Here is a 13,885-nt window from a genome sequence, read left to right on the forward strand (position 1 = left end):
ATCATGAGTAATAAAGTTATACACGCTATATATAATGATGATGATGTGTTAATGGATGCTGTTAAGAAAACTAGAGCAGCTCATCATCATATTGAAGAAGTTTACACACCTTTTCCTGTTCATGGTCTTGATAAAGCAATGGGTCTAGCGCCTACGCGTATAGCAATTGCTTCATTTCTTTATGGATTAACAGGGTTAGCTATCTATACTGCCTTGATTAATTATATTATGATTAATGATTGGCCTCAAGATATTGGTGGTAAACCAAGTTTCGCATTTTATCAAAACATGCCTGCTTTTGTGCCGATTATGTTTGAAGGAACGGTTTTCTTTGCTGCCCATTTAATGGTTATTACTTTTTACATGAGAAGTAAATTATGGCCATTTAAACAAGCCGAAAACCCAGATGTTAGAACTACAGATGACCACTTTTTAATGGAAGTTGGAGTTCATAATAATGAGGAAGAATTAGTTTCTTTCTTTAAAGAAACTGGAGCTGTAGAAGTTAAAGTAATTGAAAAGCATTAATATTTAGATATGAAAAGCTTATATAAAATAGTAGCAGTAGTAGGTTTATCGATGTTAGCGACATCTTGTTTTGATAAATCGAAGCCTAACTACCAATTCATGCCAAACATGTATGAAGCTGTTCCTTACGAAACATATTCAGAACATGAAGTATTTAAAGATGGTAAAGAAGGTCAATTACCTGCAGAAGGAAGTATTAAAAGAGGTTTTGTTCCTTTTGAAATTCCTAATACAACCGAAGGTTATGAATTAGCTAAAGCAACATTAAAATCGCCTTTAGATTCTATTTCTAGAAATCCTGAAAATGGGAAAGAGTTATTCAATATTTACTGTGCAATTTGTCATGGTGAAAAGGGTGACGGTAAAGGTAATCTTGTAAAAAGAGAAAAATTCCTTGGGGTTCCTAGTTATAAAGACAGAGAAATAACAGAAGGAAGTATTTATTTCGTAGTTACTTATGGTTTGAACTCTATGGGTTCTCATGCGAACCAACTATCACAAGATGAGAGATGGCAAGTAACAGATTACGTTTTAAAGCTTAAGTCAGAATTATAATTGTAAAACACTTTTTTGAAAATAATAGATATGTACACGTTTTCAAGTAAATTAAAAACTTTTTCATTGATTTTAATGGTTTTAGGAGCTGTTGGAATTGGAATTGGTTTTTGGAGTGCACCAAAAACAACTGAAGAAGTTGAAAAAATCCTTTCAGAAGACACTCACGGGCATCACGCTCAAGTAGCTCATGATGCACATGATACACACGCTGTTCACGCTGAAGATGTACACCACGACGATGCTCATAAGGAGCATGTTGAACATGTGTTACATCAATTGCAAAACAAACCTTGGTCTGCATTTTATGTAGCATGTATCTTCTTTATGTTAATAAGTGTTGGTGTACTTGCATTCTATGCTATCCAATATGCTGCACAAGCAGGTTGGTCACCAATATTATTTAGAGTAATGGAAGGTATTACGAGTTATTTATTACCAGGTTCTATTATTTTCTTTATTGTTTTAGTTTTATCGGGTATGCATATGAATCATATGTTTACTTGGATGGGTGAAGGTGTTACTGATCCTACTAGTGAGCATTACGATAAATTAATAGCTGGTAAATCTGGATATTTAAATGTTACTGCTTTTTTAATTAGAGCTGCTATTTATTTAGTTATTTGGAATTTATACCGTTATTTTTCAAGAAGAAACTCAATTGCACAAGATTCTTCTGAAGATAATTCGTATCACAAGAAAAACTTCAAGTTATCTGCTACTTTCTTAGTTTTATTCCTTGTTACTGAATCAATGATGTCTTGGGATTGGATTATGTCTTTAGATCCTCACTGGTATAGTACATTATTTGGTTGGTATGTATTCGCAAGTTTCTTCGTAAGTGGTATTACTGCTATAGCAATGATTACTATCTACTTAAAATCAAAAGGATACTTAGAGCAAGTTAATACAAGTCATATCCATGATTTAGCTAAATTTATGTTTGGTATTAGTATTTTCTGGACATATTTATGGTTCTCTCAATTTATGTTGATTTGGTATTCAGATATACCTGAAGAAGTAACTTACTTTGTTACTAGAATTGAAAACTATAATTTACCTTTCTTCGGAATGTTAGTGATGAACTTTGTTTTCCCATTGTTAATATTAATTAACACTGATTTCAAACGTTTGTCTTGGATTATTGTTTTAGCGGGAAGTGTTATTTTATTTGGACATTATATTGATTTCTATAACATGATTATGCCTGCAACAGTTGGTGACCAATGGTTTATTGGAGTGCCTGAAATTGGAGCAATTGCATTTTTCTTAGGGTTGTTTATTTTTGTTGTATTTACTGCATTAACTAAAGCACCACTAGTTTCTAAAGGGAATCCTTTAATGGAAGAAAGTAAACATTTTCATTATTAATATTTAAAGAAATAAACAAATGACAGGTTTATTGATATTTATAGTTTTAGTTTTAATTGGAATTGCAATTTGGCAATTAACTAAAATTTTCGATTTAACTCAAATTGGAGCATCTCAAGACCATGGTGTTGCTGATGATAACGATAATAAAGTTAACGGATACTTAATGTTTGCTTTTTTAGGCTTCCTTTATGTATTTATGATTTATGGATTGTTTGCATGGGGTGATTTAGCATTAGGTACTCCAGCTTCAGAACATGGTATTGATTATGATAACTTAATGTCTATTTCATTAATTATTATATTCATAGTCCAAGCAATTACTCAAGTATTGTTACACTATTTTGCTTTCAAATATACTGGAGTTAAAGGAGGTAAAGCTTTATACTTTTCCGACAGTAATAAATTAGAGATGATTTGGACAATTATTCCTGTAGTTGTATTATCAGGTTTGATTTTATACGGTTTATATACTTGGAACAACATTATGTATTTCGATGATGAAGAAGACGTAATGTACGTAGAGGTATATGCTAAACAATTTGGTTGGGAAGTTCGTTATTCAGGTGAAGATAATACTTTAGGTAAGGCTAATGTTCGCTATATTGAAGGAATTAACACAATGGGTGTTGATTTAGCAGATCCTGCAGCTCAAGATGATAAAATGGCTAATGAATTACATTTGCCTAAAGGGAAAAAAGTTGTTTTCAAATTCAGATCTCAAGATGTATTACACTCAGCTTATATGCCTCACTTTAGAGCGCAAATGAACTGTGTTCCTGGAATGGTTACATCTTTTAATTTTGTACCTACTTTAACAACAGCTGAAATGCGTCAAGATGAAGCAATTGTTGCTAAGGTGAACAAAATAAACAAAATTAGAGCTGAAAAAAGTAAAGAATTAGTTGCTAATGGAGAAGAAGCTTTAGCGCCTTATGAATTTGATTACTTATTATTATGTAATAAAATTTGTGGAGCATCACACTATAACATGCAATTGAAAATTGTTGTTGATACTCCTGAAGAATTCAAAACATGGTTAGCAGAGAGGCCTACTTTAGCAGCTCAATGGAAAGAAGCTAATGCTCCAGCAGTTGAGCCAGTTGTTGCTCAGCCAGAAGTAATTGAAACTGTAGTTGATTCTACTCAAGTTTTAGCTCAAGTTGTAGAATAATTAAGATACTAAAATAACAATATAGATTATGTCAGCACACGCACACGGTCATCACAAAGAAACTTTCATTACTAAATATATCTTTAGTATTGACCATAAGATGATTGCTAAGCAATATTTAATTTCAGGTTTAATTATGGGTATTATTGGTGTTACTATGTCAATTTTATTCCGTATGCAAATTGCTTGGCCTGAAGAGTCTTTTGGGATTTTTAAATTTTTATTAGGTGAAAAATTTGCTCCTGATGGAGTAATGCGTAACGATATTTATTTAGCGTTAGTTACAATTCACGGTACTATTATGGTATTCTTTGTACTTACTGCTGGATTAAGTGGTACATTCAGTAACTTATTAATTCCTTTACAAATTGGTGCACGTGATATGGCATCTGGTTTCATGAATATGTTGTCTTACTGGATGTTCTTTATTTCTTGTGTTATCATGATTTCTTCATTATTTGTAGAATCAGGACCAGCATCTGCAGGTTGGACAATTTATCCTCCTTTGAGTGCCTTACCACAAGCAATTCCAGGTTCTGGATTAGGTATGACTCTATGGTTAGTTTCAATGGCTATTTTCATTGCATCTTCGTTAATGGGGTCATTAAACTATATCGTTACTGTTATCAACTTAAGAACAAAAGGAATGTCAATGACTCGTTTGCCATTAACAGTTTGGACGTTCTTCGTGACTGCTATCATTGGGGTTGTTTCTTTCCCAGTATTATTCTCAGCAGCGTTATTGTTGATTTTTGATAGAAGTTTCGGAACTTCATTCTATTTATCTGATATTTTCATCTCTGGTGAAGTTTTACATTATCAAGGTGGTTCACCAGTTTTATTTGAACACTTATTCTGGTTCTTAGGTCACCCTGAAGTATATATCGTAATTTTACCTGCAATGGGATTAGTATCTGAAATTATGGCAACAAACTCTAGAAAACCTATCTTTGGTTATAGAGCGATGATTGCTTCAGTATTAGCAATTGCATTCTTATCTACAATTGTATGGGCTCACCATATGTTCGTTTCTGGTATGAATCCTTTCTTAGGTTCTGTATTTACATTTACTACATTGTTAATTGCAATTCCATCTGCTGTAAAAGCATTCAACTGGATTACAACTTTATGGAAGGGTAACTTACAGTTAAATCCTGCAATGTTGTTTTCAATTGGTATGGTTTCAACTTTTATTTCTGGAGGTTTAACAGGTATTATATTAGGTGATTCAACTTTAGATATTAATGTTCACGATACATATTTCGTAGTGGCTCACTTCCACTTAGTAATGGGTATTTCTGCCCTATATGGTTTCTTTGCTGGTGTTTACCACTGGTTTCCTAAAATGTATGGTAGAATGATGAATAAAAACTTAGGTTATGTTCATTTTTGGGTAACAGCTGTTTGTGCATATGGTGTATTCTATCCAATGCATTTCATTGGAATGGCTGGTTTACCAAGACGTTATTATACGAATTCAAATTTCCCATTATTTGATGAATTAGCTGATGTTAACGTATTAATTACAATGTTTGCAATCATCGGAGCAATTTTCCAAATTGTTTTCTTCTGGAACTTTTTCTATAGTATGTTCTATGGTAAAAAAGCAACTCAAAACCCTTGGAAGTCTACAACTTTAGAATGGACTACACCAGTAGAGCATATTCATGGTAACTGGCCAGGTGAAATTCCTGAAGTTCACCGTTGGGCTTATGATTACAACAAACCAGGTCATGAAGATGACTTTGTACCTCAAACGGTTCCAATGAAAGAAGGTGAAGAAGAGTTACACCATTAAAAAATTTTATTTCTTACATATAAAAAAACCTTTCCAATTGGAAAGGTTTTTTATTTTACCTTTGCTTATATTTGCTATTATGAACGAAAATCTAAATCCAAATAAAGATAATTTTTCTCAGCAAGATATAGACATTGAAAAGGCTTTACGACCGCTTTCATTTGATGACTTTGCTGGTCAAGAACAAGTTTTAGAAAACTTGAAGATTTTTGTTCAAGCGGCAAATCTAAGAGACGAAGCTTTGGATCATACATTGTTCCATGGTCCGCCAGGTTTAGGAAAAACTACTCTAGCAAATATTTTAGCTAATGAACTTGGCGTTGGAATAAAAATCACTTCTGGTCCAGTTCTAGATAAACCTGGTGACTTAGCTGGTTTGTTGACAAATTTAGAAGATAGAGATATTTTATTTATTGATGAAATTCATCGCTTAAGTCCAGTTGTTGAAGAATATTTGTATTCAGCAATGGAAGATTATAAAATTGATATTATGATTGAATCTGGGCCAAATGCAAGAACAGTACAAATTAATTTAAATCCTTTCACCCTTGTTGGTGCTACTACCCGTTCTGGTCTTCTTACAGCGCCCATGCGTGCGCGTTTTGGGATTCAAAGTAGATTACAATACTATAATAAAGAATTACTTTCTACTATTGTAGAAAGAAGCGCATCAATTTTAAATGTTCCTATTGATTTTGAAGCTGCAATAGAGATAGCTGGAAGAAGTAGAGGGACGCCTCGTATTGCCAATGCATTATTGCGTAGAGTTAGAGATTTTGCGCAAATTAAAGGTAATGGTAGAATAGATATTGAAATTTCTCAATTTGCATTAAAGTCTTTAAATGTTGATGCTCATGGATTAGATGAAATGGATAATAAGATTCTAACCACTATCATTGATAAGTTTAAAGGGGGTCCTGTAGGTTTAACAACATTAGCAACTGCGGTTTCTGAAAGTGGAGAAACTATTGAAGAAGTTTACGAGCCATTTTTAATTCAAGAAGGATTTATTGTTAGAACGCCTAGAGGAAGAGAAGTAACAGAGTTAGCTTATAAGCATCTTGGTAGAATGAAATCTGGTAATCAAGGAGAATTGTTTTAATTTCTTATATTTTGATTAATAATAAAGAAAAATATGCTCATTTAATAAAAGCCGAATCTAAAAGACTCGGCTTTCTTTCTTGTGGTATATCTAAAGCCGACTTTTTAGAAGTTGAAGCTCCTCGATTAGAAAATTGGCTTAATAATAATTTTAACGGTCAAATGTCTTATATGGAAAATCATTTCGATAAGAGACTTGATCCAAGATTGTTAGTTGATGGTGCTAAAAGTGTTGTTTCTTTATTATTGAATTATTATCCAAATGAAATTCAAAATGTAGATTCCTATAAGATTTCTAAATATGCTTATGGTCAAGATTATCATCATGTTATAAAGGATAAATTAAAAGACCTCTTGCAATTTATTCAAAATGAGATTGGTGAGGTTAATGGACGCGTTTTTGTAGACTCAGCTCCAGTTCTAGACAAAGCTTGGGCGGCAAAATCTGGTTTAGGATGGATTGGAAAAAATTCAAACCTACTTACTCAAAAAGTTGGTTCATTTTATTTTATAGCAGAACTTATTTTAGATATTGAATTAGACTATGATTTGCCAACAACAGATCATTGCGGTACCTGTACAGCATGTATTGATGCTTGTCCTACGCAAGCAATAGTATCGCCTTATGTTGTTGATGGAAGTAAATGTATTTCCTATTTTACAATCGAGTTAAAAGATAATATACCAAATGAATTTAAAAATAAATTTGATGATTGGATGTTCGGTTGTGATGTTTGTCAAGATGTGTGTCCTTGGAATCGATTCTCTAAACCAAATTCTGAGCCATTTTTTACACCAAATCCTGAACTATTAGTTTTTAATAAAAAAGATTGGGAAGAAATAACTCATGATGTTTTTCAAAAAGTTTTTCAAAAATCTGCAGTAAAACGAACAAAGTTAGAAGGTCTTAAGAGAAATATTGATTTTTTAAAAAGTTAAGGTTTTTTTGTAGACTCTCTTTCAATAACACTTGTTTCTAGTAAAATGGTTCTTGGAGTAAATGGAGTTTCATTTTTTTTATGAGACATTTCTTCAAACAATAATTGAAATGATTGAACACCCATTTCATGGCTAGGTTGATCTACGGTGCTTAATTTTGGTGCAATAACTTGTGACATAAACCAATTGCTAAAACCAATTACTTTAACTTGTTGGGGAACTTTAATTTGAACTTCATTGAAATAGGCTAAAACTCCAACAGCTACGAGATCAGTTATTACAAATATACCATCAACGTCTTTATGAGTTTCAATAATTTGTTTAGCAAAACTTTTTCCTTCATCAAATGTAACATGTAAGCAAGGGTATACTAAGGTAGGATCAAAAGGGATGTTATAGTGTTCCAGAGCTTTTTTATAGCCCAAAAAGCGATCTATTGCATTTTGAGGATTTATTGGTCCTCGAATGTGTGCTATTTTCTTGCATCCTTTTAAAATCAAATGTTCCACTGCTTCAAAAGCTGCTTTTTGGTCATCAATAATAACTTTGGAGCAATTTATAAGTTTCGATATTTTATCAAATAAAACAAGTGGAATTCCTCTAGCAATGATTTCTTTGATATGATTGTCAAAATTAGATTGATTTGAAAGCGACATGATGATTCCGTCAACTCTTTTGTTAAGTAATAAATCAACTTGTTTTTTTTCTAACGCTAAAGATTCGTTGGATTGAAGTATGATTACTAAATATCCATTTTTTTCTGCTTCATCAATGATGCCATTTATAACACTTGAAAAAAAATGGTGTACTACTTCTGGAATAATTAACCCAATGGTTTTCGATTCTTTAGTCCTTAAATTAACAGCAAAACTATTTGGGGTGTAATGCAACTCTTCTGCAAGATCTAAAACAGCTTTTTTTGTTTTTTTACTTACATCTGGATAGTTTTTCAAAGCCTTAGATACTGTAGTTATAGAAATCCCTAGAATCTCAGCAATTTTTTTTAGCGTTACATCATTCATAATACAAATATGATAAAAAAATAACAGAAACAAAATCGAAAACGTTTTCGGTTTAACGAAAACGTTTTCGATAATTAAAACGCAATTTTTATATAAAAAAAATGATAATTTCGAATTAATAAAACTAAAAAATTAAACTAACTTAAATAATTGTACATCATGAAAGTAAAATTTAGCTTAAGAAACATTTTCTATTTCATTGTACTTTTTTCAACTAGTTCTTCATTTTCTCAAAATGGAAAACTTTCTGGGAAAGTAACAGATGATTTTGGAAATCCATTATTTGGGGTTAATCTAACTATTGAAAACACAAACAAAGGTTCGTCTACAGATTTTGAAGGTAATTATTCAATTAATGATGTACCATCTGGAAACGTAACAGTCGTTGCAAGATATCTTGGATTTAAAACTTTAAAAAAAGAAGTTGTTGTTAATGGTAATACTACGTTAGATTTTGTTTTACAAGAAGATGCCACACAATTACAAGATATTATCGTTACTGGAGTTGTAAATAAAGCTACAAAGTTAAAATCGAGTGTTTCTATTACCTCTGTAAATGTGGAACAAGTGGAACAAACTGTTCCTAGATCTACTGCAGAGATTTTTAGAACTATTCCAGGTATTCGTTCAGAATCTTCTGGTGGTGAAGGAAATTCGAATATTTCAGTTCGTGGTGTACCTATTTCTTCTGGTGGTTCTAAATATTTACAATTACAAGAGGATGGTTTGCCAGTGCTTTTATATGGTGATATATCTTTTGCAACGGCAGATATTTTTACAAGATTTGATAGAAATGTTGCAAAAATTGAAGCCATAAGAGGTGGTTCTGCTTCTACATTGTCTTCTAATTCACCTGGGGGAATTATCAATTTTATAAGTAAAACTGGAAAAACAGAAGGAGGAAGCTTAGCAACAACATTTGGAGTAGATTATAATTCTTTTAGAACAGATATAGAATATGGTACTAAAATAGGAGAAGGTTTATATTTTCATACAGGTGGTTTTTACAGATTGGGTGAAGGAGTAAGAAGTCCTGGTTTTACTGCTAATAATGGTGGTCAAATGAAGTTTAATATTACTAAAGAATTTGAAAAAGGTTCTATAACTATTTATACCAAATTTTTAAATGATAGAGCAGCGGCTTACATGCCAATGCCTATTCAAGTGACAGGGACAAATGCAAATCCTGATTGGGGAAGTGTTTCTGGCTATGATGCTACTTCTGGAACACAACAATCCATTTATCTAAATCATAATGTAGGTTTAGGGCCAGATGGACAATTAAATAGAACTGCTGTAAGTGACGGAATGCATCCTGTTTCAAAATCTATAGGAGCTAATTTAGATTTCGATTTAGGGGAAGGTTGGAAAGTGAATAATAATGGTCGTTTTTCAGCAAATAGTGGACAGTTTATTGCTCCTTTTCCAGCTCAGGTAGCAACTGCTTCAGAAATAGCTGATTCATTTGGAGTAGGTGCTACTTTAACTTATGCTAATGACGGTTCTCCTTTTAATAATCCTAATGGCTTAGTTTCAAGAATCCATATGTTTGATGCTAAATTAAATAACTTAAATAATTTCATGAATGATTTAAGAGTATCAAAGCGATTTGATGAAATTGGTTTAGGGATTACAGCTGGGTATTTTAAATCAATTCAAAATGTATCTATCTCATGGTTATGGAATTCTTATCTTCAAGAAGTGTCTGATAACAATCCTCGCTTAATTAATGTTACTGATGCTGGAGGGAATTTATTGTCTGAAAATGGATTATATGCTTATGGAACACCATTTTGGGGTAATTTAGCTAGAAATTATGATACACAATACAACGTTTCGGCTCCTTATTTAAATGTAGCTTTTGATGTAAATGAGGATTTAATTGTTGAAGGTGGAATTCGTTATGATAAAGGGAGAGTGAATGGTTCATTTGCTGGAGGAACTAGTACTATTTATGATGTTAATAATGATGGATCAATTTCTGCTCCTGAACAAAATGTGTTTGCCATTGATAATGCTAATGCTACTGCTGTTGATTACGATTATAGTTATGCCTCTTATACTTTTGGAGCTAATTATTTATTAAACGAACAATCGTCTGTTTTTGCAAGATATAGTAAAGGTGCTTCTGCTAAAGCAGATAGAATTCTGTTCTCAGGGTTAAATTATCTAGATGGAGATAAAATTAATGCAAGAGATTTCTTAGCACAATTAGAAATTGGTTATAAAAGAAAATTTAAAGATGGCTATATATTTGTAACAGCTTTCCAATCAACAACAAATGAAGAAGGAGGTTTTGAGGCAACTTCAAATAGTATCATTGAGAATGATTATAAATCTTTAGGTTTAGAATTAGAATCTTCTTACAATGTTACAGAAGACTTAAACCTTAGAGGGGCTTTTACATACACAAATGCAGAAATCACATCTGGACCAAATGACGGTAATCAAGCTAGAAGACAACCAAAACTAATGTATAATTTTATTCCAACATATAGTTTTTCTAAAAAGAAAAATACTTTTGGATTAAGTTTTATAGGGCAAACAAAAGCATTTGCACAAGATTCTAATGAATTAGTAATGAATGGATTTGTTATTGTAAATGGCTTTTTAGAATTCACTTTAGTTAAAGATTTAGCCTTAAATATTTCTGGAAATAATTTATTTAATACACTAGCAATTACAGAAGCAGAAGAAGGAAGTATAACAGAGAATGCAACAAATATTGTAAGAGCTAGACCTTTACCAGGCAGATCATTATCAATGGCTTTGTCATATCGATTTTAAATTTTAGTTAGATTATGATGAGATAAATCCCTATACCTAAAGCGTGCGTATTTAGGTATGGGATTTATTGTAATATTTTTGTTTAAAAGGGTCGGATAGCAAACCTTATATTTACGAATAATGATAAGAAAAGTAAAACTGAATTTTTGGCAAATCCTAAACATGAATGTTGGTTTTTTAGGTATTCAATATAGTTTTGGTTTGCAACAAAGTGCAGTAAATCCTATCTATGATTTTTTAGGAGCTAGTCCAGATGAAATTCCTTTGTTAAATCTTGCTGGTCCAGTTACAGGGTTATTAGTACAGCCTATAATTGGAGCTTTAAGTGATAAAACTTGGCATCCAAAATGGGGCCGAAGAAAACCTTATTTTTTGATTGGTGCTTTGTTATGTAGTTTAAGTTTAATAGCTTTTCCTTTTAGTAGTTCTTTGTGGGTGGCAGCTAGCTTACTTTGGATTTTAGATGCAGGAAACAATATGGCTATGGAACCTTATAGGGCTTTTGTAGCGGATAAATTAATTGAAGAGCAACAACCGTTGGGCTTTCAAATGCAAAGCTTTTTTACTGGTTTGGGACAAACCTTGGCTAATTTATCCTTATTTATTTTTCCGTTAATTATTGTTGGGAAAACAGGTTCATTACCAACTTGGGTTTATGCTTCTTTTTTCTTAGGTGCAGTTTGTTCGATAGGTTCAATTTGGTGGAGTATGAAAACAACTCCTGAGATTCCTCCCACTCAAGAAGAACTGTCTCTGATAAAAAATAAAAAGAATGTTTTTTTAGAACCTTTAATTGAAATTTTCTCAGCCATTGGTGCTATGCCTAAAGTAATGTGGCAATTAGCCATAGTTTATTTGTTTCAATGGTATGCGCTGTTTTGTTACTGGCAAAATTCTTCAAAAAGTATAGCTTTGTCGGTTTGGAACGCTACTCCAAAAACAAATCCTGAAGCCTATGAAAAAGCGGTAAGTTGGACAGGTTTGGTAAATGGTTGGTACAATGTAGTAACATTTTTAATTGCCTTTGCTTTAGTTGGTTTTGCAAAAAAATATGGAGCAAAAAGGGTACACTTTATTTGTTTATTATTAGCAGCTTTAGGCTTTCTAGCTTTTCCACATATTGAAAATAAAAACTGGCTATTTTTTGCTACAACTGGCTTTGGTATAGGATGGGCAAGTATGATGGGAATTCCTTATTTAATGGTAGTTTCAGACATACCAAAAGAACGTTATGGAGTTTATATGGGAATCATTAATATGATGATTGTAATTCCAATGATTATTCAAAATCTTTCATTTGGTTATATTTTAAAAAACTTTTTGGATAATGATCCTAGAAATGCAATAACATTTGCAGGTGTTTTGTTAATGTTGGCTGCAATTTATACGCTTTTAATTAAGAATAAAAGAGAAATTAGGAAAGTTTAAATAATTATGGAAACTATATATTATGATAAAGCAATAGAATTATTGCATAAAGTATCAACGCCAAATGGGTTTTTAGCAAGTGCCGAAAACACGTCTAACTATCAAAGAGTATGGGCACGTGACGGTGTAATTTGTGGTTTGGCAGCTTTGGCTTCGGATGATATAAAATTAATAGAGACATTTAAAAGTACTCTTGAAACATTAGCTAAATACCAACATGAAATAGGAACTATTCCATCTAATGTGTTAATTGGTGTGGATAAAGTAGATGTAAGCTATGGTGGATTAGCAGGTAGAGTAGATGCTGTAACTTGGTTTATTATTGGTGTTTGCCAATACGCTTTTCACACAAAAGATGATTCCTTTGTTAAGAAATATGAAAATGAAATAGAAAAAGCATTACGATTATTAGAAGCTTGGGAATTTAATAATAAGCATCTTATATATGTGCCTTTATCTGGTAATTGGGCAGATGAATATATAACAGACGGTTATGTTTTATACGATCAATTACTTCGTGTTTGGGCTTTAAAAAGTTATAATCATTTTAAAAAAAATAAAGCAATTACTATTAAAATAGATAAAATTATTAAGCAAATACAAGTTAATTTTCTCCCTAATGCAGAAGGTCAAAAATTTCATGAAAGAGCTTATTATGAATTGGATTTTAAAGAGTATTTACCCTGTTCTTTTTCTCCGTCTGGATATAAAAATCAGTTTGATGCTTTTGCCAATTCATTAGTGTTATTGCTAAATATTGGTACAGAGAAAATTCAAAATAAAATTATTAATCATTCCTATGATTTAGCTTTAAGTACAAAGTTAGGATTACTTCCAGCATTTTGGCCTCCTATTTTTGAAAATGAAGAATATTGGAACTTACTTAAAGATAATTGTAAATATGAGTTTAGAAATTATCCTTATGAATTTCATAACGGGGGAAGCTGGCCGATGGTAAATGGTTTCTTTGGAATGGCATTACTATTTAAATCTCAAAAAAACATGGCTAAAGCAATTCTAGATCGAATAAATGAAGCTAATTCGTTAAATAATTTTTCATTTTTTGAAAATTTTAATTCAAACTCTTCAATGCCAAACGGCGTTGCTTTTTGTGCTTGGAGTGCAGCTGCCACTATTCTAGTAAATCAATCTTTATATACTAATTTTAAAATTTTACTGTAA

At 31.9% G+C, this 13,885-nt stretch carries 11 protein-coding genes; 10 read left to right on the top strand and 1 reads right to left on the bottom strand.

The features are described 5' to 3' along the window. Positions 1-3: 3 nt before the first annotated feature. The 7 genes from KK2020170_RS05070 (at position 4) to queG (ending at position 7,466) form a co-directional block, all read left to right on the top strand. Complete coding sequence (locus KK2020170_RS05070; RefSeq protein WP_221259735.1) at positions 4-528, top strand: DUF3341 domain-containing protein; 525 nt, start codon at positions 4-6, stop codon at positions 526-528. Between the two features lie 9 nt (positions 529-537). Then, positions 538-1,083: a c-type cytochrome gene (locus tag KK2020170_RS05075; RefSeq protein ID WP_221259736.1), complete on the top strand. Its 546-nt coding sequence runs from the start codon at positions 538-540 to the stop codon at positions 1,081-1,083. 30 nt (positions 1,084-1,113) lie between these two features. Continuing rightward, a complete protein-coding gene (locus KK2020170_RS05080) occupies positions 1,114-2,454 on the top strand; it encodes a quinol:cytochrome C oxidoreductase (RefSeq protein WP_221259738.1) in 1,341 nt (446 codons plus the stop codon). 19 nt (positions 2,455-2,473) lie between these two features. After that, a complete protein-coding gene (locus KK2020170_RS05085; protein WP_221259739.1) occupies positions 2,474-3,628 on the top strand; it encodes a cytochrome c oxidase subunit II in 1,155 nt (384 codons plus the stop codon). A 28-nt stretch (positions 3,629-3,656) separates the two neighbouring features. Further along, positions 3,657-5,426, top strand: coding sequence for a cytochrome c oxidase subunit I (locus tag KK2020170_RS05090; protein ID WP_221259741.1), 1,770 nt, complete (start codon positions 3,657-3,659; stop codon positions 5,424-5,426). A gap of 79 nt (positions 5,427-5,505) precedes the next feature. Beyond that, entirely contained in the window at positions 5,506-6,528 is a 1,023-nt protein-coding gene (gene ruvB, locus KK2020170_RS05095) for a Holliday junction branch migration DNA helicase RuvB (protein ID WP_221259742.1), read from the top strand. Positions 6,529-6,539: 11 nt separating this feature from the next. Further along, positions 6,540-7,466, top strand: coding sequence for a tRNA epoxyqueuosine(34) reductase QueG (gene queG, locus KK2020170_RS05100; RefSeq protein ID WP_221259743.1), 927 nt, complete (start codon positions 6,540-6,542; stop codon positions 7,464-7,466). Here queG and KK2020170_RS05105 read toward each other — a convergent pair. Continuing rightward, positions 7,463-8,488: a LacI family DNA-binding transcriptional regulator gene (locus KK2020170_RS05105; protein WP_221259744.1), complete on the bottom strand. Its 1,026-nt coding sequence runs from the start codon at positions 8,486-8,488 to the stop codon at positions 7,463-7,465. The two genes, queG and KK2020170_RS05105, sit on opposite strands and share 4 nt — an antisense overlap. Positions 8,489-8,647: 159 nt before the next feature. Here KK2020170_RS05105 and KK2020170_RS05110 point away from each other — a divergent pair, with 159 nt between their 5' ends. The 3 genes from KK2020170_RS05110 to KK2020170_RS05120 all read left to right on the top strand — a co-directional run bounded on the left by KK2020170_RS05110 (position 8,648) and on the right by KK2020170_RS05120 (position 13,885). Beyond that, a complete protein-coding gene (locus KK2020170_RS05110) occupies positions 8,648-11,275 on the top strand; it encodes a TonB-dependent receptor domain-containing protein (RefSeq protein ID WP_221259745.1) in 2,628 nt (875 codons plus the stop codon). Positions 11,276-11,395: 120 nt separating this feature from the next. Continuing rightward, complete coding sequence (locus KK2020170_RS05115; protein WP_221259746.1) at positions 11,396-12,703, top strand: MFS transporter; 1,308 nt, start codon at positions 11,396-11,398, stop codon at positions 12,701-12,703. 6 nt (positions 12,704-12,709) lie between these two features. Further along, positions 12,710-13,885 carry a glycoside hydrolase 100 family protein gene (locus KK2020170_RS05120; RefSeq protein ID WP_221259747.1) on the top strand — a complete coding sequence of 392 codons (1,176 nt, stop codon included), beginning with the start codon at positions 12,710-12,712 and terminating at the stop codon, positions 13,883-13,885.

This window comes from Flavobacterium okayamense (assembly GCF_019702945.1).
GTDB lineage: Bacteria > Bacteroidota > Bacteroidia > Flavobacteriales > Flavobacteriaceae > Flavobacterium > Flavobacterium okayamense.

Excerpts from the sequence above, each read along its gene's own strand:
- KK2020170_RS05120 (WP_221259747.1), top strand. The coding sequence starts at position 12,710 with ATGGAAACTATATATTATGATAAAGCAATAGAATTATTGCATAAAGTA.
- KK2020170_RS05080 (WP_221259738.1), top strand. The coding sequence starts at position 1,114 with ATGTACACGTTTTCAAGTAAATTAAAAACTTTTTCATTGATTTTAATG.
- ruvB (WP_221259742.1), top strand. The coding sequence starts at position 5,506 with ATGAACGAAAATCTAAATCCAAATAAAGATAATTTTTCTCAGCAAGAT.
- KK2020170_RS05085 (WP_221259739.1), top strand. The coding sequence starts at position 2,474 with ATGACAGGTTTATTGATATTTATAGTTTTAGTTTTAATTGGAATTGCA.
- KK2020170_RS05075 (WP_221259736.1), top strand. The coding sequence starts at position 538 with ATGAAAAGCTTATATAAAATAGTAGCAGTAGTAGGTTTATCGATGTTA.
- KK2020170_RS05070 (WP_221259735.1), top strand. The coding sequence starts at position 4 with ATGAGTAATAAAGTTATACACGCTATATATAATGATGATGATGTGTTA.
- KK2020170_RS05105 (WP_221259744.1), bottom strand. The coding sequence starts at position 8,488 with ATGAATGATGTAACGCTAAAAAAAATTGCTGAGATTCTAGGGATTTCT.
- KK2020170_RS05090 (WP_221259741.1), top strand. The coding sequence starts at position 3,657 with ATGTCAGCACACGCACACGGTCATCACAAAGAAACTTTCATTACTAAA.
- KK2020170_RS05110 (WP_221259745.1), top strand. The coding sequence starts at position 8,648 with ATGAAAGTAAAATTTAGCTTAAGAAACATTTTCTATTTCATTGTACTT.
- KK2020170_RS05115 (WP_221259746.1), top strand. The coding sequence starts at position 11,396 with ATGATAAGAAAAGTAAAACTGAATTTTTGGCAAATCCTAAACATGAAT.